This is a genomic window from Mesorhizobium waimense, assembly GCF_003601975.1.
Taxonomy (GTDB): domain Bacteria; phylum Pseudomonadota; class Alphaproteobacteria; order Rhizobiales; family Rhizobiaceae; genus Mesorhizobium; species Mesorhizobium waimense.
The window spans coordinates 1-22,633 of record NZ_QZWZ01000067.1; the positions used below are offsets into that span (position 1 = coordinate 1).

Sequence of the window (22,633 nt, forward strand, 5' to 3'; positions counted from 1 at the left end):
CGAAGCAGCCCGGGCGCATGAAAAAGCTGGGGGTCTCGTCGGCTCGCCGAGCGTCTCGAAGCCGAACTCGGCCCCAAGCAGGCGACGTTCGCGAGCGGATGCCAGGCCGAATGGAACAAGATGCCGACCCCCGGACCGCCCGTGACGATCGGCATCGATGGCGGCTACGTGCGCAGTTGGACCAACAGACCGACCAATTTCGACGCGTTCGTCGGCAAATCCGTGCCCGAGGATGGGCTGGCACGGCGCTTTGGCTTTGTAGCCGGGCACGACGAAAAGCCAAAGCGCCGTTTACACGAGCTGTTGGTCAATCAGGGCATCGTGATGAACCAGGAGGTGACCTTCATGTCGGATGGCGCCTGCAATCTGCGAGACCTCGAATATTACATGCGCGCCCAACGCGGAGCACGTTCTCGACTATTTCATGGCTGGATGTCAGATACTTGCAAACACGCTGTTCACGGCGTCGGCGGTCCTGGCGACGATGGTGTCGGCCTCCTCACGCGTCAGGCAGAGCGGCGGCGCGAAGCCGAGAATGTCGCCCTGCGGCATGGCGCGGCCGATGACACCGCTGGCGGCAAGTGCCGTCGCCACTTGCGTCCCGATCTTGAGCGAAGCGTCGAAGAACACCCGGTCGTCCTTGTCGGAGACAAACTCGACCGCCGCCAGCATGCCGTCTCCCCGAACGTCGCCGACATTCTTGTGACCGCCAACGGCCTTGGCCAGCTCGGCGCGGAAATAGGCGCCAGTCTCGCGGGCATTTGTCACCAGGTCCATCTCGTCGATCAGTTCGAGGTTGGCGACGCCGGCGGCAACGCAGATCGGATGCGCCGAATAGGTCCAGCCATGGCCGAGCGAGCCGAGCTTGTCGGAACCTTGGACCAGCACCTGCCACATCTTGTCGGCGACGATGACGCCTGACAGCGGCGCATAGGCCGAGGTCAGGCCCTTGGCGATGGTGATGAGGTCCGGCTTGATGCCGTAATGTTCGGAGCCGAACATGGTGCCCAGCCGGCCGAAGCCCGTCACCACCTCGTCGGCGACCAGCAGCACGTCATACTTCTTGAGCACCGCCTGGATCTTTTCCCAGTAGCCGGCAGGCGGCGGCACGATGCCACCGGTGCCAAGGATCGGCTCGCCGATGAAGGCGGCGACGGTTTCCGGACCTTCGGCCAGGATCATCTCCTCGAGCTTGTCGGCGCAATGTTGCGAAAACTGCCCCTCGCTCATCGAACGGTTGGCGCGGCGGAAATAATAGGGCGCCTCGGTGTGCAGGATCGGTGCGCGCGGCAGGTCGAACGCGTTGTGGAACAGGTCGAGCCCGGTCAGCGATCCGGTCATGACGCCGGAGCCGTGATAGCCGCGCCAGCGCGAGATGATCTTCTTCTTCTCCGGCCGTCCGAGCACGTTGTTGTAGTACCAGATCAGCTTGATGTTGGTTTCGTTGGCGTCGGAACCGGACAGACCGAAATAGACCCTCGACATGCCCTCGGGCGCCCGGTCGATGATCATCTTGGCAAGCGTGATCGACGCCTCGGTGCCGTGGCCGACATAGGCGTGGTAGTAGGCGAGGTTCATCGCCTGGGCGGCGATGGCGTCTGCAATCTTCTGGCGACCGTAGCCGACATTGACGCAGTAGAGGCCGGCGAAGGCATCGATGCTCTTCTTGCCATTGTTGTCCCAGACGGTGACGCCTTCACCGCCGGCCATGATGCGGGTCGGGCTCTCGCCGCGCGCGTGCGTGCCCATATGGGTCGAGGGATGGAAGAAGTGGTCGCGATCCCAGGCGGCGAGTTCGTTGGACTGGTCGAGCATTCTTTTGACTCCTTGAAAGACAAAGCGGTCGCAGCCTACGCCACGTCCAGGCAGAGGTATTTGAGATCAGTAAAAGCTTCGAGCCCGTGACGCGAGCCTTCGCGGCCGATGCCGGATTGCTTGACGCCGCCGAACGGGATTGGCGCGCCCGTGATCTTGACGCGGTTGATCGCGACCATGCCGTAGTCGAGTGCGCGGCCCATGCGCTGCTGGCGGGCGCCGTTCTCGGTCACGACATAGGCGACCAGGCCATATTCGGTGGCGTTGGCGCGGGCAATCACCTCGGCCTCGCTGTCGAACGGCGTGACGGCGGCGACGGGGCCAAAGGTCTCTTCGCGCATGATCAGCGCTTCGTCGGCGACATCTACCAGCAGCGTCGGCTGGTAGAACAGCGATCCCGCCGCGTGAAGCTTGCCGCCGGCAAGGCAGCGCGCGCCGCGGGCGAGCGCGTCGGCAACCTGTTCCTCGACTTTGCCGATAGCCCGCTCGTGCATCAGCGGGCCGATGTCGGTATCGTCGGCAAGCCCGTTGCCGACTTGCAAGGCCTCAATGCGGCGGGCGAGGGCTGCGCAGAAGCGGTCGTAGATCGGACGCTGGACATAGATTCGATTGGCGGCAAGGCAGTCCTGGCCTGACGTGGCGAATTTGGCGTCGATGGCAATGTTCACCGCTCTGTCGATATCCGCGTCGGCAAACACGATCAGCGGCGCGTGCCCGCCAAGCTCCATCACCAGCCGCTTCATCGTCGGGGCACTCTGGGCGGCGATCAGCCTCCCGATCTCCGTCGAGCCGGTGAAGCTCATCGCGCGGACGCGTGGATCTGCACACATCCGCCCGACGATCGTCGCGGCTTTGCCGGTGACGACGTTGAAGACACCAGCGGGCAGGCCGGCGCGTTCGCCGAGTTCAGCCAGCGCCAGCGCCGACAGCGGCGTTTCGGAGGACGGATGCGCAACAATGGTGCAGCCGGCGGCAAGGGCGGCGGCTGCCTTGCGGGTCAGCATCGCGGATGGGAAATTCCAAGGCGTGACAATACCGACGACGCCGAGCGGTTCACGCCGCACCATCATTTCCGCGTTCGGCAGATGGCTGGTGACGCTCTCGGAATTCAGGCGTTTGGCTTCTTCCGCATACCACTCGACGAAGGAGGCAGCATAATCGATTTCGCCCAGCGACTCCGCGAGCGGCTTGCCCTGTTCCAGCGTCATCAGCAGAGCGAGGTCGTCTTTCGCAGCAAGGATCAGTTCGAACCATTTTCGAAGGGTCCTGCTACGCTCCTGCGACAGCAGAGCCCGCCACGCTGGGAATGCTCTAGACGCGGCGTCGATAGCCTTGGTCGTCTGTCCGGCATCAAGACTGGCGACATAAGCCACTGTAGCTCCGCTGGCCGGATCGGTGACTTCGAAACTTTCGGCGGCTTCGCTTGCCGTCCATTGGCCATCGACATAAGCGAGTTCACGCAGCAGCCGACGGTCGGTGAGGCGGTCGAGCGCGTCATGGCGAATCGTGCGGGAAAAGTGCGCGGACATGGTGGAGGTCTCCCGGATCGGACTGATACAGGGAGACTATTCGCCATCGGCAGACAGAGAGGCTGTTTGGATGCCTACGTGAAGAGAGATTCTCTTTATTGCGCGCGCCGGCAAGAGAATATCACTCTGGTTCCGCTACGAATGGGGTGGCAGCAGGTCGGCCAACGGCAAGACGGTCTCATCCTTCACCGTCTTGGTGACTATGTAAGTGAAGTAGCGGTCGATGCCGATCTCGCGCTCCAGCAGGCTGTCGACCAGCCGCTGGTAGGAGTCGATATCTCGCGCCATCACCTTCAGCACATAGTCGACGCCGCCACCCACCGACCAGCAGGCAACGATCTCGGGAATGTCGCGGATAACGCGCTCGAAACGGTCGAAATCGGCCTGGCGATGGCTGGCCAGCGTCACCTCCATCAAGACGGTGGCGACAGGGGCGACGACGCGGATGGCAATCGATGCATGATAGCCCGAGACGATGCCGGCCTTTTCCAGCTTGCGCAGCCGCATCCAGCACGGCGTTGGCGACAGCCCGACCTTGTCGGCCAGCGCCAGCTTGGTGATGCGGCCATCACGCTGGATGGCATTGAGGATTTTCAGGTCGATCGGGTCGAGTTTCGGTGCAGCCATCATGTCCACTTTTCGTCCATGGTAGCATGATGGCGCATTATTTCGATTGTCAATTGCACTGATTTCGATCTCTAATAAGTCATGACATTGTGGCAGCCCGATCCCACACTCATCCGCCGGCCGGCCTATCTGTCGCTAGCCGACCAGTTCGCGCGTGCCATCCATGATGGGCGGCTGGCCAATGGCGCGCGGTTGCCGACGCATCGCCGGCTGGCGGACGATCTCAAGCTGTCGGTGCAGACGGTCAGCCGCGCCTATGAGGAATTGATCCGGCGCGGTTTGATTTCGGGCGAAATAGGCCGCGGCAGCTTTGTCCAGACGCAGCGCCGTGAGCCGGAGCCGCCTTATCTGCCGGAGCGTCTGGGCGAGGTCATCGACCTCTCCATCCTGAAGCCGGTCTGCGAGCCGATGCATCTGGAGCGGCTCAAACAGGCGCTCGGCTGGCTGGCCGAGAACTTGCCGTCGAGCTCGGCGCTGTCGTTCCGACCCAACATGGTCTTTCCGCGCCACCGTGCGGTGGCGGTTGAATGGCTGAAGCTATGTGGTCTCGATGTGTCGCCGCAGAATGTCAGCCTGACCAATGGCGCCACGGCCGGCATGACGGTGGCGCTGATGAGCGTGGCACCACCCGGTTCGACCGTTGCCAGCGAGGCGATCGGCCATCACACCCTGGTGCCTCTGGCGCGCTATCTCGGCTTCAATCTGGAGGGGTTGCCGATCGACGATAACGGTCTGATCCCGGAGGCACTGGACGAAGCTTGCCGGCTGTCGGACATCCGGGCCGTGTTCGTGCAGCCTTCGGTAATCAACCCGACCGCGACGCTGATGGATGCCGCGCGGCGCGAGCAGATCGCGGCGGTTGCGCGCAAGCACGACATCGCCGTCATCGAGAACGATGTGCTGGGTCCGCTGGTCGAGCACCGGCCGCCGCCGGTTGCGGCTTTCGCGCCCGAGCGTACGCTCTACGTCACCTCCTTCACCAAGATCACCGTGCCCGGCCTGCGCATAGGTTATCTCGCCGCGCCCGACCGCTATGTCGCCGCCGTTGCCAACCGCCACCTCGTCTCGAACTGGATGGCGACGCCGATGGTGGCCGAGATCGCCACCAAATGGGTGACCGACGGCACAGCGATGGATCTTGTGCGCTGGCAACGTTCGGCGTTGCGGCGGCGACAGGACATCGCTTCGGAAGTGCTTGCAGGTGTCGACTATCGCGCCCATCGCGATGGGCTGCATCTGTGGCTGCCGCTGCCCGGCGACCGCGCCGAAGAAAGTTTTGTCGCTCAGGCTCGCCTGCGGGGTGTGGCGATCGCGCCGGGAACATCCTTCCGCATCTCGGAAGCACCCTGGCATCCGGCGGTGCGCATCTCGCTGGGCTCGACCACCGAGGGGGAACTGCGCGCCGGGCTCGGCGTTGTCAGCAAGCTGCTGCTTGGCGATCCCGAGCATCTGCTGCTGGCGATCTAGGCGGCAATTGCTCTTAAATTGTGTGGAATCATAAAAAATTGTCATGATATTATTTTCCTAATTGACATGATTTGGTGGGTTCCGCATCGTTGAGGGCACAAGCTTATCCAGCACGGTTGCTGCGCTGGCTGGAACGCCGCTACGGCAAGATCGAGAGGTAATCCGTGAAACCATTGCCCGAGATCAAGGTCTACCCGAAACGGCCGGCGTTGGATGCGCGCCCTCTGGAGAAGCGCGTCGGCCTGATCATCCTCGCCACCGACCACACCAGCGAGCCGGATTTCCGCCGCATGGTGGCAAGCGATCGCGTCGGCGTCTATGTCGCGCGCATTCCCTACGCTAACCCCACCACACCGGAAAATCTGCGCAAGATGCAGCCGGCGCTTACGGCGGGTGCTGCCCTGATCCTGCCCGACGAGAAGCTCGATGCCATCTGCTACTCCTGCACCTCGGCGTGCGTAGTGATCGGCGATGCCGAGATCGAAGCGGCGATCCAGGCGGCCAGGCCCGGCGTGCCTGTCGTCACGCCACCGATGGCTGGCATGCGCGGGTTGAAGGCGCTTGGCGCGAAAAGGATCAGCATCCTCACCCCCTACACGGTCGAAACCTCCAGGCCGATGGCGATGTATTTCGCGGTATGTGGCTTCGAGATCGCCAGCTTTACTTGCCTAGGCTTCGAGGACGACCGCGAGATGGCGCGCATCCCGCCGGCGGCGCTTGTCGATCTCGCACGTGAGGCCACCGATGCGAGCGCCGAAGCGCTGTTCGTATCCTGCACGGCGCTACGCGGTGCGCTCGCGGTCACCGGCATGGAAGAGTCAATTGGTCGTCCGGTCGTCACCAGCAATCAGGCCACCGCCTGGAACTGCCTGCGCCTTTGTGGAGATGAGGCAGCCCATCCCGAATTCGGCCGTCTGATGACGCTGCCGCTGTTGCGCGATTGACGATCATGGCGGCCGCCACTCTTAGCGATATCCGAGCCGCGAGTCTCATTATTAAACGCAGCGCGACAAGGCGAAAGAGCTTAGGGACCATCCTGCGCAACGGGACTGTGAGCTTGATCGGCGTACTGACTATGGTTCGACCGGGGGCATACCGGCGTCGCCCTTCTCCTGCGGCCTTGGGTTTGACCCCTGCCGAACGACCTCATTTCTCCGCCCCCCGCAGCCCCACCATCTGGGGAGCATGTGTAATTGTTCCCTCTGGAATCGTCGCGCTCGATCATGAGCGGCGCAGGGAGCAGCGAAATCCCTGCCAATTTGCGTGCACATCTCCCGATCGGACGGTGCGCATGTTGCGGGAGCGTCTAGTCCTGGACCAAATTCGGCCTGCATTCACCCTACGCGTCGATGGCCTACCCGTACTGGCGCGTCTCTTCGCAAGACGCGTTTGGACTCACCCGAGAGATTACTTTTTTGCACGACAGTTCGACGGTGTGAGTGTGGTACCGATTCTTCGTGTCCGGATCGAATAAAATGCGTTTAGCACACCACACAAAACACAAAGCTCGGGCCCGTCGTCTCCACATAGTGCGCCCCAACAGATTAGCGAGGGACTCTCGCGACGGTGAACAAGGTTAGCCGGTGGATATGGATCGAAGAAGCGTAGAGCGGAACGCTACCGTGAAAGTAAGCCAATTGTGGATCGTCTCGAAATGCCAGATGTCGAATTGAAATTCAACCGTACTGAATACGCCCACCGCCTTGAGAAGACCCGTCAGGCCATGCTCAAGCGAGAAGTTGATCTGCTGATCGTCAGCGATCCGTCGAATATGAACTGGCTCACGGGGTATGACGGCTGGTCCTTCTATGTCCATCAAGCCGTCATAGTCCCGCTTGATGGGGAACCAATTTGGTATGGTCGCGGGATGGACGCCAATGGCGCAAAGCATACGGCGTACCTCAGTGACGCCAACATCGTTCCTTACCCGGATCACTATGTTCAGTCCGTCGAGCGGCACCCAATGGACTTCTTGTCCGATGTTTTAACTAGCCGTGGCTTAGGCTCGCTTCGCATCGGCGTGGAAATGGACAACTACTGGTTCTCCGCCGCAGCATACGCCTCGCTCGTGAAGCGCCTTCCCAACGCCAAGTTTTCCGATTGCACGGGACTTGTTAATTGGCAACGCGCGGTCAAATCTCCCGCTGAAATCGACTACATGCGTAAGGCCGCCCGTATCGTTGAGGCGATGCACCAGCGAATCGCCGACAAGATCGAGGTCGGTATGCGGAAGTGTGATCTGGTCGCCGACATCTACGATGCTGCCATCCGCGGCGTGGGTCAGATCGGCGGAGATTACCCTGCGATCGTGCCTATGCTGCCGTCCGGTGCGGAAGCGAATGCCCCCCATCTCACGTGGGATGACCGCCCTCTACGTGCAGGGGAAGGAACCTTCTTCGAGATCGCCGGCTGTCATAACCGCTACCATGTACCCCTCTCGCGAACGGTCTTCCTGGGAAAGCCTACCCAACGCTTCCTCGATGCGGAAGCGGCTACTTTGGAGGGTTTGGAAGCCGGTCTCTCGGCGGCCAAACCGGGCAACACTTGCGAGGACATCGCTCGGGCATATTTCGCTGTCTTGGCGCGCCACGGAATCGTTAAAGACAGTCGCACCGGTTACGGAATCGGCGTCAGCTATCCACCCGACTGGGGCGAACGCACGATGAGCTTGCGTCTCGGCGACAGAACCGAACTTCAACCAGGCATGACGTTTCACTTCATGACAGGGCTTTGGCTCGAGGACATGGGGATGGAAATCACCGAAAGCATCCTGATCACGGAAGACGGAGTGGAATGCCTCGCTGACGTCCCACGCAAACTCCTCCTAAAGGACTGACTTATGAGTGCAGTCGAAACACGGCCGTCGCCGATAACCGCAACCGTCGACTTCACCGCCGACGGAGTTCAGCACGGGCACCTGCGGCTGCCATATAGCCGCGACGATTCAGCTTGGGGTTCCGTGATCATCCCCTTGACGGTGGTGAAGAACGGCGAGGGACCCACAGCCCTTCTGACAGGTGGCAACCATGGCGACGAATATGAAGGTCCGATCGCGCTTTTCGATCTCGCAAGATCGCTGAAGCAGCATGATATTTCTGGACGCGTGATCATCGTTCCCGCGATGAATTACCCTGCCTTTTCGGCCGGCACTCGCACCTCTCCGATAGACAAAGGAAATCTGAATCGCAGTTTCCCAGGAGCGCCTGACGGAACGGTGACTCAAAAAATCGCCGATTACTTCCAGCGAGTACTCTTGCCGATCGCCGACGTCGTGCTGGATTTTCATTCGGGCGGAAAAACGCTCGATTTCCTACCGTTCTGTGCCGCTCATCTTGTGCACAACAAGGTCCAAGAGGCTCGCTCCTTCGATCTGGTCAAGGCGTTCGGAGCGCCGTGGTCAGTCAAGATGCTGGAGATCGACGCGGTGGGAATGTACGACACTGCTGCTGAAGAAATGGGGAAGGTGTTTATCACCACGGAGCTTGGTGGCGGCGGTACGGCAACCGCCCTCAGCGCCAGCATCGCAAAGCGTGGCGTGAGAAACGTCCTGTTGGCAGCTGGCATTCTTAAAAGCGGCACGGTTGAGGTTCGAGACACAAAATGGCTCGATATGTCTGACAGCACGTGCTTCCATTTCGCTTCCGAGGCTGGGCTTGTTGAGCCGCTGGTCGATCTAGGAGCATCGGTTAGGCGCGGCGAAACTATCGCTTCCATTTTTCCAATCGGCCAGACAGGCGTTCCACCGGCCGAGGTAAGGGCGCAGCAAGACGGTATCCTGATTGCGCGCCACTTTCCATCAATAGTGAAACCCGGTGACTGCATCGCGGTTCTCGCGTTCGAATTGTAGTCGTGCATTCGAGTCCCGATCCGCAGGGGATGTGCCTTAGCGGACCGACTATTTCGAGTTGCGGTAATTCTCATTGGAGGCCTCAAGATGGCACCACACACTAACAAATTTCTAGGGATCTTGGATCTCGAAACCGAGTTCCCACCAAACCCGACGCCACCGGCCGTGGGGTCAATGCTGAATTCCAACAGTTATATCCTGCCGGTCATAACGGAAGTTGTCGCCGGAGGTCGCGTTGAAGCGGTAATGCGAGGCGATCCGGAACTCGAACCGGCGTTTATTGCGGCCGCCCAGCGACTGGTAGAGCGTGGCGCCGTGGCTATCACTTCGTACTGTGGCGCAGCAATCCGTTATCAGGCGGCCTTGGCGGCGGCTGTGGATGTGCCCGTGCTGACTTCGAGCCTTATGATGGTGCCTTTGCTCCTGAAACAGTTGCCCCCACAAAAGAAGCTGGCTGTACTCACATTCGATTCGAAGTCATTTAACCGTGACTGGCTGGGCTTGGATAGTTCCGATGCCCACGATCGAGTTGTTGTCGGCGGCGTTGAAGGCGGGACGTTGAGTGAAAACGAGGGAATGTGTCCGCCGCAGGTGACCGACACAGTCGACATAGAGCGGGACATCTCACGCGCCGTTGAACGCCTTCGCGAGGATAATCCTGATATTGGCGCCCTACTCTTTTCATGTACCCTCTTTCCGCCGGCAACACCGAAAATCAGGCAGGTTGCGGAGTTACCGGTTTACGACATCACGACGCTTTGTCGTACGACGTTGCAGTCTCTGGATATTTTGGGGGGACATCAGTAGGAACGTGACACCGCTATAGACGCGAAATAAAGTTTAACCCCGCTCAATCAAATTGAGCGGGGTTCTATTATCTGACAGAACGCGTCGTTGCATACCGTGCTCGCGCTAGCGAATAATCGTGCTCGAGTTGCTGTCTTTGTTCCTTTCCTCGGCCGCCATCTCCAATAGCCAATCGCGGACCAGCTCGGCAGTCGAAGATAAGACGCGGTTCTCGGCCCAGCTAAGGTAATAACCTCCTGGCGCGGGTAATTCGACGTCGGTGATCCGACAAAGCTTTCCTTCTGTTATCAACGGGTGGGCAAGTCTATGCCAGCCGAGGGCCACGCCTTGATTAGCTTGAGCGGCCTGCACGGTCATAAAGTGACGATTAAACCTGCGACCCGAAATCACGCCACTGTGAGAAATTCCCGCTGTGCGTAGGAAACCGCTCCAGGTCAGCCATTCTGGCCCGACCCAGTCCTCATGGAGCAGAGGCACGGTAGGCAAAAGCTCCGCGGTCAATCCGCTGTATTTGGATGCGAACTCGGGCCCGCAGACCGGGTAAATACGCTCATCGAATAAAAACTCGCTCCGCTCGTCTGGCCATGCGCCAAAGCTGTACCTGATCCGAAGGTCAATTTCCGCGTTGCGATAATCATAGTTTTGATCCGGCATGACATGGTCGACAATGATGTCGTCCCCGTGTCTAGCCCAGAGTTTAGGCAAAAGAGGTATCAACCAAACGGATGTCATAGTGTCGCCGCAGCCGATAATCACATTCTTGGCGCGGGTGCCGCCTCTGATGGTCCTCACAACCTCAGAGGCTGTGGAGAAGCCTCTCGCCAAAGCGGCATACAATTCCTGTCCGGCACTTGTGAGGCCGACACCGGCGGCGAACCTGACGAACAGCCTGTCCCCTATCTCCTTTTCCAAGGCTGTGATTTGTCGGCTAACCGCGCTTGGTGTGACATTGAGTTCTGATGCGGCCAGTTTGAAGGACAAATGACGAGCGGACGCTTCGAAGGTCGCAAGAGCTTTCAGGGAAGGGAGATCATAGTAGCGACGAACCATTCAAGATCCTGCCTTGATCCGCTCTACGAAATCTGCTCGGGTTACCTTCATCAATTAGACATAGTATTTCGATCCGGGACTAGGCAAGCCAATTGCCGGCCCCTAGGGATTTCCGGACGGCTGCACTTCTGCAGCCGGAACGCGGATTGAAATGCTATCCGTTTAAGAAAGGTCGGAAACTAGGCCGTTGGCGTTGTATGCTCATACGACAGCTTTACGTCGGTGGGATGCCTCACATTATCCAACACAGGGCAGCAGCGGCCGGCCACTCCAATGAGCTCCGCAATGACGTCGGGCTTCTCAATGCTAGCGATTTTAACTTTAGCCGAAATTGCTGGAAAGCCAGACCTAACTGCGTCGTTGACGCCGAAAAAGCCCTGGTTGTTCAGCTCGGCAGAAAGATCGACGCCGATCGAAGTCACCTGAATCCCCATGAACTCGGCGTAACAACGGATGGTTACCTCGATGCTCGCGCCAAGCGCCGCAAGCATGGCTTCAGCCGGGTTGGGTGCCGTTCCGGTTCCTCCGAAACTGACGGGCTCGTCAATCGTGAGCGTGAGGTTTCCGAACTTCGATTCCGATCTCAGACCTTCGACCTGCTCGGTTTCTCCGGCCATAACCTCGATGCAATCTGCCGCGGCGCCAGCTGCCGATGACGTTCGAAGCTTTGAAAAAAGATGGCCCAATTCCGAAGACGGCCTTCTGTCGTTCATATCGAATAGCCTTTGTGTAGTCTTGGTCGTGTCCACAATGGTCGCAGTTTGTGTCGTCCCTAGCCTTTTTCGGCAGCATTGATACGGCACGTATCACGCAACTTCATCAACCCGATAATCGTGTCGTTGCGTTCTTCAATCATCTGCGGAATGGACCTGCCTTCGATTACTTCTTCAGCCTGTTGAAGGATCTTGGCCCGCAATTCCGGCGTCCAGTCAGGCAATGGCGTCTCGGTCACGTACGGTGCGCGCCACTCGACGCCTCCGAACGAATCCATCCATGCACCTAGACCGCGATCTCCAGCTCCCAAGTGGAAGGTGGCGAAAGGACCCATCACCGCCCAACGCAACCCAAGGCCATGCGTCAAGCAATCATCGATTTGCGCCACGGTCGCCTGGTCTGCCGCGATCATCTGGAGCGCTTCGCGGAACAGAGCCACCTGCAACCTATTGATCATGAATCCGTAGATTTCCTTGTCCATTCGCAACACGCGCTTTCCGACTGCCTCAAAGAACGTGGTTGCCCAGTCAAGGACAACGGCGTCGGTTTTCTCGCCACCGACCACTTCAATGAGAGGGATTAGGTAAGGCGGGTTGACCGGGTGGGTGACAACAGTGCGACCCGGAAACCTGCAGCGCTTTTGAATATCCGTCATCGGGAAGCCGGCGGTGCTAGATCCGATTACGATATTGGGCGGGACGAGCTCATCGAGGGTCTTATAGATGCCCACCTTCAGTTCTAGATTCTCCGGCACGCTTTCTTGGACGAACTCCACCCCAGCGACCGCCTCTTCAATTTTGTTCGTGAACCGTAACCGGCTTCTTGAAGCGCCGGGTTTCAAGCCAATCCTCTCCAGTACCGGCCATGCCTGATCGAGCAAAAGCTGCAGCGCCTCTTCGGCCCCGTCACCTGGATCATAGGCGGTAACCTCATACCCACTCGCCAGAAACTGAGCGACAAACCCTCCTCCAATGGTACCCGTACCAACGCATGCCACTTTCTTAACGGTCGTCGGGTCAGGAAAGTCCATTTGTGCTTATCTCCTGGAGTTGTTTGACGATATGCTGGCGCGCAGTCTCGCCCGTCGGCATGAGGCAGACGAACACGCCTGTAAGGTTGGTCAGATGAAAACCGTATTTTAGACTAGGCGGGTACCTGTGACCATTATGCCGCCGTCGATCGGCAAAGCTATGCCGGTGATCGACTTTGCCGCTTCGCTACAGAGGAAGAGGACACCGGCCGCGATTTCGGATGGGTCGATAAAGCGACGAGTAGGCATGTCCGCCTCGACGACCTTTTGGGCCGCCTCTTCGAAAGTGATGTTAAGCGCCTTTGCTTTGGCTTCTACCTGCTTCTTAGCAAGCGGGGTCAGTACCCAGCCCGGACAAATCGCGTTGCAGGTTATGCCGATCGCGGCACCTTCCAATGCCACCTCTCGCGTGAGTCCCAAAATGCCGTGCTTAGATGCAACGTAGGCGGACTTGCGGGTCTCGGCCTCGAAGGCCAGAGTGGACGCCGTATTCACTATGCGCCCCCACTCCCTATCCCTCATTTGGGGCCATGCTGCCCTCGTGGTGGCAAAGGCCGCGGTCAAATTAACCGCAATGATCTTGTGCCACTGCTCATCCGGAAACTCGTCGATCGCCGCAACGTGCTGAATACCTGCGTTGTTAACCAGGATGTCGACGCGGCCAAAAGTCGACGTCGCATCAGCGACTAGGGCGGCAGCCTGTGCGATATCGGACAGGTCATGCGGAAAGTGCCGTGCGCGCTGACCATGGTCGTTCTCAATCGAGGCGACAATACCCGCCGCCTCGCCTGGTGACGCAAAACCGTTTACTGCGACATCGGCTCCGTTAGAAGCAAGCGTACGGGCAATGGCGAGACCGATGCCACTCGTCGAACCAGTCACCAAGGCGACTTTGCCTTTAAGCGGTACAGACAGATCCATCCAATCCTCCCAATCAAAAAATGCTTGTCGCTGCCGTTCTGCTGGGGAACGTTCAGACGAACGGACGCTCGCTACCAGATCTGCCGGCAGACACGAATGAAGTTGCCGGATACGATCTTCTTCACCGCGTCCTCCGGGTAACCATGATCGAACATCAGCTGAACCAGCTCGATCACATCTTTCGGACGCTGAAAACGGAAGCCGTTGAAGCTCGATTTTTTGGAGTCAGGCCACTCGTCTTCCAGGTTTTTCGCCCATTCGTCGAGCTTTTCAGTCTCGAAGACGAAGTCGAATCCAAATCCGACATGATCAGGACCGACCAGCTGAACGACGTGATCCAAGTGTTTGAAAATTGCCGACATGGCGCCGGCATCGTCGCCGATGTAGGCGCTGTTTCCCGAGAGACCTAGCACGCCACCGTTCCCAGCCATGGCTTTGAGCTGATCGTTTCGGATGTTGCGGTAATGCTGATGGACGTCCATTACGCCAGCATGGGAGAAAAGAACGGGCTGCGACGCGAGTTCCATCACGTCGAGCGTCGTCCGATAGCCGGTATGGGCGAGATCGACGATCATCCCTAGCCGCTCGATCTCCTGTACGACTTTCGCCCCGAAGGTGGTCAGCCCCCCGTCAGCCTTGTCAGAACACCCACCCCCAACAGAATTGGACGCGTTAAAGGCCAGCTGCACGACACGCAGACCGAGCTCGTGGAAAACTTCCAGCACTCCGAGGTTCTTGCCGAACCACGCGGTACCATGGGTCTGCATACCGATAGCCAGCTTGCTTTCCTTTTTGGCGCGCAAAACGTCGTCCACGGTGAGCGCGTGAATGAAGGCGTCTGGCCGTGACTGAATGAGCTTCCGCTGCTGGGCGATCGCCTTAACAGCATATTCGAGATTGCTCGCGTCTTCCGCGAAACAGATGGAGGTAAAGCTTACACCTGCCGTGAGATAGTCATCGAGGTATTTTTCCGGAGCACCATAAGACTGCTCCATCATGTCAAGTGGATAAAGCATATCCCAAATGACGTTCTTGTTCCAAAAGTCTCTAGTCGCCTCGGAGATCATCTGCCTATCCATTAGTCGATAAACGAGCTGCGCAATTCAAAACGACATCCTCGTTCTCTAGTACAACTGGCTTCACCGCGCTGCTGCGTGGTGCGACTTTCGGGGTTGGTGTAGCGCGCCAAAAAATGACAACCACTAAACAGTGCGTTCATTTACGCGCGTCGAAAGTGGACGTAATCTTGACGCGACCACATCTATCTCCGCCGTCGCGGTGGTGCAACGATCTAAAATGTCACTCATCAAGTGACTTTATTCGCCCTCGGACCGCAGGGATTGCGTGTTACGAAGGCCGATCTTTGGAGCGTCCTAAGTCAGTAAATTCCAGTTGGGAGCAGGTTTCGTCGAAACCTAATCGCTATGGGAGCCACGACCTGCCAGCCGCCTGGGGCAAGGATTTGTTCAGCTCCGACGAATTCGGTGGCAAATTAGGAACCGCAGAGCGTCTCGTTACCCAAGGCAGTCACAGGAAGAATGATGGCGTCTATTCCCAAAATTATCGCCCAGCGTATCGTTCTAGGTCTGCTAACCTTATGGGTCGTGTCACTGGTCATTTTCGCGGGCATTCAGTTTTTGCCTGGCGACGTTGCGACAGAAGTGCTGGGGCAATCAGCCACGCCGGAGTCCATAGCCGCACTACGTGAGTCTCTCGGATTGGACCTGCCGTTCCATGTTCGCTACTTTAGCTGGCTTATGGACGTACTTCGAGGGGACTTCGGTACGTCGTTAGCTACCGGCAGAGACATTGGCGAGCTTGTTCGGCCGAGGCTGCTCAATACCCTGTTTTTGGCCCTTATGACGGCGATAATCGCGGTTCCGCTTGCGCTCGTAGGTGGCATTCTGGCTGCTCTCTATCGCAACACGCTCTTTGATAGAATTATCAACACGATCACACTAGCATCGGTCTCTGTTCCGGAGTTCTTTACAGCTTACGTTCTCATTTTGATATTTGCCGTCAATGCAGGAATACTCCCTAGCCTTGCGGATGTTGATGCCTCAACCGACATCTTGGGTCGGATCACGGCGATTATTCTGCCCGCACTCACGCTCACGCTGGGCGTCCTGGCGCACATGATGCGTATGACCAGGACTTCCATCATCAATTTGCTGGGCAATCAATACATCGAAACGGCAAGACTGAAAGGGATGCCAGAGTGGCGCGTGCTTGTTCAGCATGCACTTCCCAACGCTTGGGCACCTGTCGTCACGGTTATAGTTCTCAATTTGGCGTATCTAATAACAGGTGTAGTCGTGGTCGAAGTGGTATTCGTCTACCCCGGCCTGGGCCAGCTCATCGTCGATTCAGTTCAGAAAAGAGACATCCCGGTCGTCCAGGCGTGCAGTCTGATATTTGCGTCGGTTTACATCATTCTTAATCTCACAGCGGACGTTCTTTCTATCGTGATGAATCCCCGCCTCATGCATCCGAAGTGATGGCGATGTACCTTGATCTCCGTGAGTGAAATCCAATGACCCAGTCGGCATCCGGTATGTTCAGAACAGGCATACGCAAGTTTGCATCCGCGCCTCTCAGCGCCCAGTTGGGCACTATTGTCATCGCGATCTATGTGCTCACTGCGTTGTTCGCTCCTGTTCTGGCGCCCTATGGCGAAGCCGAGATCGTCGGCTCACAGTTCCAGACTTGGAGCTCGTCGTTTTGGCTTGGCACCGATAACCTGGGACGCGATATGTTCACGCGCCTGATATATGGTGCACGGAATACCATCGGCATCGCGATTCTTACGACCTGTCTTTCTTTCTCGATAGGAATTGCGGCAGGACTCGCTGCAGCTACTCTGGGCAAATGGCTAGACCAAGCGCTATCAAGACTGGTGGATGTGCTTATGGCGATCCCGCAGTTGATCTTTGCGCTGCTGCTCTTGTCGATGTTCGGCACCTCCATACCGAGCTTGATCGCCGTGATAGCTTTCCTCGATTCCACTCGTGTCTTCAGATTAACTCGCGCGCTTTCGATCAATGTCGCCGTTACCGACTACGTCGAGGCAGCTCGGCTTCGGGGCGAGGGATTACTTTGGATCATGAAGAACGAAATTCTTCCAAATATCATCCCCGTGTTGATCGCAGAATTCGGACTGAGATTCTGTTTTGTATTTCTGCTTATCAGCGGGCTTTCCTTCCTTGGATTGGGAATTCAACCGCCAACCGCAGATTGGGGGTCAATGGTACGGGACTCCGCAGCACTCATTACATACGGCGACGTCACGCCACTTCTGCCTGCAGGCGCAATCGTAATGCTGACTGTCGCCGTCAATCTTGTTGTGGACTGGTTCTTGCACACGGCTAGCGGCCTGAAGGAAGACTGAACGTCCGTCGCCGCTTCGGTCATCCTCTTTGTTGGGCTGAGCGGTGCCCAGCGAAAAGCTTAGCCTACTCCTCAGCCACCGCAATCGAAACGTTAATGTCAAGCAAGTCGCTTTTGGACTTGGAGGCTTCCATATGAATCAGACCAGCACGCAGCCCGAGCCTGATAGGTTACTCGAAATCACCAAATTGCGCATCGAGGCCACAATCATTCCTCCCGGGGAACGCCCTCAGAACATCGCACTGGTAGATGGCGTCTCGTTGATTTTAGAGCGCGGAAAGGTGCTGGGACTGATCGGAGAGTCTGGAGCCGGAAAGTCGACATTAGGCCTGGCCAGTCTCGGCTACGTCCGTGGTGGTGTCAGGATAACCGGCGGTGAGGTCCTGCTAAACGGACAGGATGTCCTCAAGAAGAGCACGCGCGGCTTAAGAGCTCTGAGAGGGCGGACTGTCTGTTATGTTGCGCAATCGGCCGCAGCTGCGTTCAATCCAGCTCATCGACTTATGGACCAGGTGGTCGAAGCTAGTGTCCTGCACAAGGTGATGACCAGAAGAGAAGCTGAGGGCCGTGCTGTGTCACTATTCAGAAAGCTTGGCCTTCCAGGTCCGGAAAGCATTGGCAATCGCTTCCCCCACCAGGTCTCGGGCGGCCAGCTACAGCGGGTCATGACTGCGATGGCGCTTTGCTCAGAGCCGGATTTGATCGTGTTCGACGAACCAACGACCGCCCTCGATGTCACCACACAGATCGAGGTGTTGGCCGCCATTCGCGATGCCATTCGGGATACAGATGTAGCCGCAATCTACATCACCCATGATCTGGCGGTGGTGGCGCAAATTGCCGACGACATAATGGTCTTGCGAAACGGCGGACTAGTAGAGCGGGGGACTACTGAAGAGATCATCGTCAACCCTAAGGAAAAATACACTCAGGCGCTGGTTTCGGTTCACCATATCGACCATGAGATGAAAGACTTTGGGGATACGGCGCCTATTCTTTCCGTGGAAGGGCTCACTGCCGGCTATGGTGGCGGGCAAGTAACAGTCCTCCAGAATGTGTCCATGGATCTGCATCCAGGAGAAACCCTAGCAGTGGTCGGCGAATCGGGATCGGGAAAATCCACCCTAGCGCGAGTTATCACGGGCCTACTTGCCCCATTTTCCGGTAGTATTCATTTCGAGGGCCGGGTGCTTGCGCCCGGTATCGCGCTGCGGTCGAAAGAGGATCTGCGGCAACTCCAGATGATCTACCAGATGGCGGACGTGGCCATGAACCCGCGTCAGACTGTGGCAACTATCATCGGCCGCCCTCTCGAGTTCTACTTCGGAATAAGAGGCGCCGAACGCAACAGGCGCGTAGCGGAGCTCCTCGAGAAGATTGAGCTGAAGAAGGATCTGGCTAATCGCTTCCCTTCCGAGCTTTCAGGAGGCCAGAAGCAGCGCGTGTGTATCGCTAGGGCGCTCGCGGCAAAGCCCAAGCTCATTGTCTGCGACGAGGTCACGTCGGCCCTCGATCCACTTGTTGCCAACGGGATCCTGACGCTCTTGCTCCAGCTGCAAAGAGACGAGGGAGTGGCATATCTCTTTATCACTCACGATCTCGCAACGGTCAGGTCGATCGCTGACTCTATTTCGGTCATGTATCGCGGAGAGGTCGTTCGACAAGGCGCCAAAGCGGAGGTCCTCGCTCCTCCATATGACGCATATACCGACCTTCTATTGTCCTCAGTACCAGAGATGAAAATCGGCTGGCTGGACCAGGCGATTTCCTCTCGCCGTATGGAGAGTGCGGGCAACTGAGGCTTCTGGACCTACCAGCCGCAGATTTCACCGAGACAAGATAGCTGGGCAATCAACATCAGGCTGGCGACCAACGAGACTGCAAACTCTCAGCAAGGACAATCGGGCTACCTGTTCACAAGCGTGATGAGAAATGCCGAGGTTCGCTAGGCAGGCGCAATGCGTTCAAGTCTTCTTGCCCCCACCATAACGACATTATCATCACACTGTCCTAGACGCTCGCTCTCCAGATGCGGGCGTTGTGCGGGATCGAGGCTGAGCATCCAAGCCGCAATAGAGTCACTCGAGAGGTTACTTTTTTCGCAAACCCTGGGGCGCGCTACCTGTGCTAACAACAGAGCCGTCTAGCGTCGAATGCGAGCTTTTTAAGCAGGACCTCGTCGGCGGGAGCTCGGCTCTCGGCTGCGCATCCGTGTCAGAAGGTGACAATTAGCTCTACAGCCGCCGCGACCCAAAGGGAACAATCTTCAAGGGAGAACTGCGATGAACAATGGTCGGGAACTATCCCGCATGAGTACGGGCATCAACCGCAGGAGCGTACTCAAAGCGGCGGCGGCTATGGGCGCCTTGACCCTCAGCGGAACTGGCCAAATCTTCCCAGCGTTTGCACAGGAAGCAACTCCTAAAAGAGGGGGCCACTTCAAGATAGGCATGGGCCTGGGATCAACAGCAGATAGCATCGATCCGGCTACATGGAACAACGAATATATGGCCATGCTGGGCAACACGGTGCATGGCTACCTAACTGAAGTGGGCACTGACGGGCATCCTGTCGGTGGACTGGCGGAATCGTGGGAAGCAACGCCAGACGCCAAAACCTGGATGTTCAAACTCCGCCAGGGCGTCGAATTTCACAATGCCAAGAGCTTAAGTGCTGATGACGTTGTAGCGTCGTTGAATCATCACCGTGGAGAAGGTTCAGCCTCCGCTGCCGCCTTCATTGCGAATAGCATAGATCAGATACGGGCTGACGGTTCGGGCAAAGTTGTCATCACGCTGAAACATGGCGTCGCGGATCTACCATTTCTCCTTTCAGACTATCATCTGCCAATTATGCCAGCGAAAGACGGGAAGGCAGACATCTCGGGAGTCGGCGCCGGCGGATATGTTCTTGAGAAGATCGACTTCGGCGTCAAAGCCACCGCGACACGATTCAAAAACTATTGGAAGTCAGACGCCGCGTGGTTCGACTCTGTTGAGGCACTTGTAATCCTTGATGCCACCGCCCGTACCAACGCCTTAACGACCGGCCAAACACATGTCTTGCAGCGATGCTCGCTTGCAACCGTTCACCTGTTGGAAAGAAACAAGAATCTACAAATTACCTCCATTGCTGGTCCTCAGCACAACACGCTCCCAATGTTCTGCGATGTGGCACCTTTCGACAATGTAGATGTACGCTTGGCGCTCAAGTATGCGATCGATCGCCAGCAACTGTTGAATACCTTGCTCAACGGGTATGGCGAAGTGGGTAACGACCATCCAATTCCTTCGTCAGATCGCTTCTTTGCTAAGGAACTGCCTCAGCGCGAGTTTGATCCTGAAAAGGCCAAGTTCCATCTCAACAAGGCTGGTTTGTCCAATCTCAAAGTGAGCTTGTCAGCATCGAACTTTGCGTTCGAGGGCGCTGTAGACGCCGCCTTAATCTACCAACAGAATGCAGCCAAAGCCGGCATCACCATTGATGTGGTTCGCGAACCGAACGACGGTTATTACGACAATGTCTGGATGAAGAAGCCATTTTGCGTAGCGCAATGGGGCGGTCGGGCGACTCCAGACTGGATGTTCTCCCAAGTATATGCCGCAGACGCAGCCTGGAATGACACTCATTGGAAAAACCCGCGTTTCAACTCCTTACTTTCGACGGCTCGCGCCGAACTTGACGATAGCAAGCGACTCGAAATGTATGTGGAGATGCAGGGCCTCTGCAGAGACGATGGCGGCGTAATCGTTCCGCTCTTCACTAAGTTCGTGAACGCGCTCTCTAAGAATGTCGGTCACGGAAAGATAGGCTCCAACTGGGACTTGGACGGCTTCCGTTGTGCCGAACGGTGGTGGTTCACCGACGTTTAGGCGTAGCCGAAACGCATCAGCACGCTATCGCACCGCGCCTTCATGGCGCGGTAGTTTCACTCGAGGGTGAAGCTACTGGGATCAGCGGATGTTGGCTAATGCCCTTGGTGCCCGGTGGTCGACGTGCAAGGGGCCGCTGCAAATCATGTGGATCAGCCCCGCGTCAATGAGCTGATCCTCACTACATGTCGGGAGTTCAACTATGTCACGGAAAGTGATCATAACCTGCGCAGTCACCGGTGGTGGGTCGGCCGTACTTGCGAAGCACCCGGGCATTCCCAAGACACCTGCGGAAATCGCAGACGCCGCCTTGAGTGCGGCCAAGGCGGGAGCGGCCATCGTTCATATACACGTAAGAGACCCGGAAACCGGCGCGCCCTCAAACAGCTTTTCCTTGTATAAGGAAGTTGTCCATCGCATCCGGGAATCAGCCGTCGACGTCGTAATTAATTTAACAAGCGGGATGGACGGAGAGCTGGAGTTTAGCTCTCTCGACCCCGTCGAACTGAGCGGCAGCTCGACCTTGAAAAGCCCTAGAGACCGCTGTTTACACGCTATCATGCTCAAGCCGGAACTAAGCACGCTTGATTGCGGCACTATGGCCTTCGATGAGCGCATTTTCGTGGCCCGCCCGTCAGATCTGCGAGCAATTGCGGATCTCATGCGGTTGGCCGGCGTCAAGCCTGAGCTCGAGTGCTTCGACCTCGGCCATATCGAGATGGCGAAAAAGCTTATCAAAGAGGGAGTTATCGATGGGCCGCCCCTCTTCCAATTATGCTTGGGAACCGGCTACGGAGCACCAGCCACGGCTAGTGTGATCCATGCGATGAAAGAGTTGTTGCCCGAGGGAGCGCTTTGGGGAGGTTTCGGATGCGGCATCGACGAGATGCCCGTTGTGGCCCAATTGGCGGCGATGGGAGGACATGTCCGTGTCGGGCTGGAAGATAACATCTATCTGAGGCGCGGTGTGTTGGCATCGAACGCCGACCTGGTCGAAAACGCCGTTGGTATCCTGGAGCGCATGGGCGCCACCATCGCGTCGCCTGCGGAAGCTAGGTCGATACTACACCTCCAGAAGCAGGGATAAGCCCGGTGTCGTATTGCACTTGTATGGGGATGTTTTTGTCAACGGTCTTTTTTGCGTCCATTCGTTGGCCTCGTTTGCGTTTAGGGCAGCTGCTCCATTCACGACAGTGTGATTTAGCGGAGGCTCTGGCTCATCTGGTTTGTCATTTTAGGCTGCGGCTTTGCGATGCTGCAAGCGCCGGAGTTGGATGGTCTTTCGCTTTGTCCTTTCTCGATTTAGCAGGATGGCCTGGCCGCGTCCGAAGTAGACGTCGGCTGGAGTGAGATTGTCGATGCTCTCGTGATAGCGTCGATGGTTGTAGCGCTCGACGAAGGTCGCGATCTGGGCTTCGAGATCTCGAGACCGGTAATTTTTCTGGGGTTGAGCACGGATTGTTAGGCCCGAGCAGTTCATCACCGTCGCTTTGTTCGGAGAAGCAACGATGGCGGTGGAGTGGACAATTACAATCGAGGGAAAGAGCGAGTTCGGCGACGTTTGTCG

The 22,633-nt window shown here is 57.6% G+C and carries 19 protein-coding genes; 10 read left to right on the forward strand and 9 right to left on the reverse strand.

What is annotated here, in order from left to right; translation table 11 throughout:
• Positions 1 to 435: 435 nt before the first annotated feature.
• From D3227_RS36835 to D3227_RS36845, 3 genes are all read right to left on the reverse strand, one after another.
• Entirely contained in the window at positions 436 to 1,815 is a 1,380-nt protein-coding gene (locus D3227_RS36835) for an aspartate aminotransferase family protein (protein ID WP_120019024.1), read from the reverse strand.
• 35 nt (positions 1,816 to 1,850) lie between these two features.
• The gene (locus tag D3227_RS36840; protein ID WP_120019025.1) at positions 1,851 to 3,344 is read right to left on the reverse strand and encodes an NAD-dependent succinate-semialdehyde dehydrogenase; all 1,494 of its coding nucleotides are present in this window, start codon (positions 3,342 to 3,344) and stop codon (positions 1,851 to 1,853) included.
• A gap of 135 nt (positions 3,345 to 3,479) precedes the next feature.
• Complete coding sequence (locus D3227_RS36845; RefSeq protein ID WP_120019039.1) at positions 3,480 to 3,971, reverse strand: Lrp/AsnC family transcriptional regulator; 492 nt, start codon at positions 3,969 to 3,971, stop codon at positions 3,480 to 3,482.
• Positions 3,972 to 4,052: 81 nt separating this feature from the next.
• Between D3227_RS36845 and ehuR the strand changes: the two genes are divergently transcribed.
• The 5 genes from ehuR (at position 4,053) to D3227_RS36870 (ending at position 10,092) form a co-directional block, all read left to right on the forward strand.
• Positions 4,053 to 5,438: a MocR-like ectoine utilization transcription factor EhuR gene (ehuR, locus tag D3227_RS36850; RefSeq protein WP_120019026.1), complete on the forward strand. Its 1,386-nt coding sequence runs from the start codon at positions 4,053 to 4,055 to the stop codon at positions 5,436 to 5,438.
• A gap of 164 nt (positions 5,439 to 5,602) precedes the next feature.
• On the forward strand, positions 5,603 to 6,382 hold the full coding sequence (gene eutA, locus D3227_RS36855) for an ectoine utilization protein EutA (protein ID WP_120019027.1): 780 nt from the start codon (positions 5,603 to 5,605) through the stop codon (positions 6,380 to 6,382).
• Positions 6,383 to 7,092: 710 nt separating this feature from the next.
• Positions 7,093 to 8,274: an ectoine hydrolase DoeA gene (gene doeA / locus D3227_RS36860; RefSeq protein WP_120019028.1), complete on the forward strand. Its 1,182-nt coding sequence runs from the start codon at positions 7,093 to 7,095 to the stop codon at positions 8,272 to 8,274.
• A 3-nt stretch (positions 8,275 to 8,277) separates the two neighbouring features.
• On the forward strand, positions 8,278 to 9,285 hold the full coding sequence (gene doeB, locus D3227_RS36865; RefSeq protein ID WP_120019029.1) for a N(2)-acetyl-L-2,4-diaminobutanoate deacetylase DoeB: 1,008 nt from the start codon (positions 8,278 to 8,280) through the stop codon (positions 9,283 to 9,285).
• A gap of 87 nt (positions 9,286 to 9,372) precedes the next feature.
• Positions 9,373 to 10,092: an aspartate/glutamate racemase family protein gene (locus D3227_RS36870; RefSeq protein WP_120019030.1), complete on the forward strand. Its 720-nt coding sequence runs from the start codon at positions 9,373 to 9,375 to the stop codon at positions 10,090 to 10,092.
• A gap of 105 nt (positions 10,093 to 10,197) precedes the next feature.
• On the opposite strand, the gene D3227_RS36875 is transcribed toward D3227_RS36870, so the two are convergent.
• From D3227_RS36875 to D3227_RS36895, 5 genes are all read right to left on the reverse strand, one after another.
• Positions 10,198 to 11,142, reverse strand: coding sequence for a LysR substrate-binding domain-containing protein (locus D3227_RS36875; RefSeq protein WP_120019031.1), 945 nt, complete (start codon positions 11,140 to 11,142; stop codon positions 10,198 to 10,200).
• Between the two features lie 179 nt (positions 11,143 to 11,321).
• The gene (locus D3227_RS36880; protein WP_120019032.1) at positions 11,322 to 11,855 is read right to left on the reverse strand and encodes an OsmC family protein; all 534 of its coding nucleotides are present in this window, start codon (positions 11,853 to 11,855) and stop codon (positions 11,322 to 11,324) included.
• Between the two features lie 59 nt (positions 11,856 to 11,914).
• Positions 11,915 to 12,886: a 3-hydroxyacyl-CoA dehydrogenase NAD-binding domain-containing protein gene (locus D3227_RS36885; RefSeq protein ID WP_120019033.1), complete on the reverse strand. Its 972-nt coding sequence runs from the start codon at positions 12,884 to 12,886 to the stop codon at positions 11,915 to 11,917.
• Between the two features lie 108 nt (positions 12,887 to 12,994).
• On the reverse strand, positions 12,995 to 13,807 hold the full coding sequence (locus tag D3227_RS36890) for a 3-hydroxybutyrate dehydrogenase (RefSeq protein ID WP_120019034.1): 813 nt from the start codon (positions 13,805 to 13,807) through the stop codon (positions 12,995 to 12,997).
• A gap of 71 nt (positions 13,808 to 13,878) precedes the next feature.
• The gene (locus tag D3227_RS36895; RefSeq protein ID WP_167481025.1) at positions 13,879 to 14,874 is read right to left on the reverse strand and encodes a membrane dipeptidase; all 996 of its coding nucleotides are present in this window, start codon (positions 14,872 to 14,874) and stop codon (positions 13,879 to 13,881) included.
• Between the two features lie 474 nt (positions 14,875 to 15,348).
• Between D3227_RS36895 and D3227_RS36900 the strand changes: the two genes are divergently transcribed.
• From D3227_RS36900 to D3227_RS36920, 5 genes are all read left to right on the forward strand, one after another.
• Positions 15,349 to 16,305 (forward strand): ABC transporter permease, encoded by a 957-nt coding sequence (locus D3227_RS36900; protein WP_120019040.1) that lies wholly within the window; start codon positions 15,349 to 15,351, stop codon positions 16,303 to 16,305.
• Between the two features lie 35 nt (positions 16,306 to 16,340).
• Positions 16,341 to 17,195, forward strand: coding sequence for an ABC transporter permease (locus tag D3227_RS36905; RefSeq protein ID WP_245452092.1), 855 nt, complete (start codon positions 16,341 to 16,343; stop codon positions 17,193 to 17,195).
• Between the two features lie 133 nt (positions 17,196 to 17,328).
• Positions 17,329 to 18,993 carry an ABC transporter ATP-binding protein gene (locus D3227_RS36910; RefSeq protein WP_120019036.1) on the forward strand — a complete coding sequence of 555 codons (1,665 nt, stop codon included), beginning with the start codon at positions 17,329 to 17,331 and terminating at the stop codon, positions 18,991 to 18,993.
• Positions 18,994 to 19,503: 510 nt separating this feature from the next.
• Positions 19,504 to 21,066 (forward strand): ABC transporter substrate-binding protein, encoded by a 1,563-nt coding sequence (locus tag D3227_RS36915; RefSeq protein WP_245452093.1) that lies wholly within the window; start codon positions 19,504 to 19,506, stop codon positions 21,064 to 21,066.
• Positions 21,067 to 21,268: 202 nt separating this feature from the next.
• Positions 21,269 to 22,153 carry a beta-keto acid cleavage family enzyme gene (locus D3227_RS36920; RefSeq protein ID WP_120019038.1) on the forward strand — a complete coding sequence of 295 codons (885 nt, stop codon included), beginning with the start codon at positions 21,269 to 21,271 and terminating at the stop codon, positions 22,151 to 22,153.
• Positions 22,154 to 22,300: 147 nt separating this feature from the next.
• On the opposite strand, the gene D3227_RS43350 is transcribed toward D3227_RS36920, so the two are convergent.
• Positions 22,301 to 22,633 (reverse strand): integrase core domain-containing protein (locus tag D3227_RS43350; RefSeq protein ID WP_245452094.1); only part of this gene is annotated, 333 nt, incomplete at its 5' end.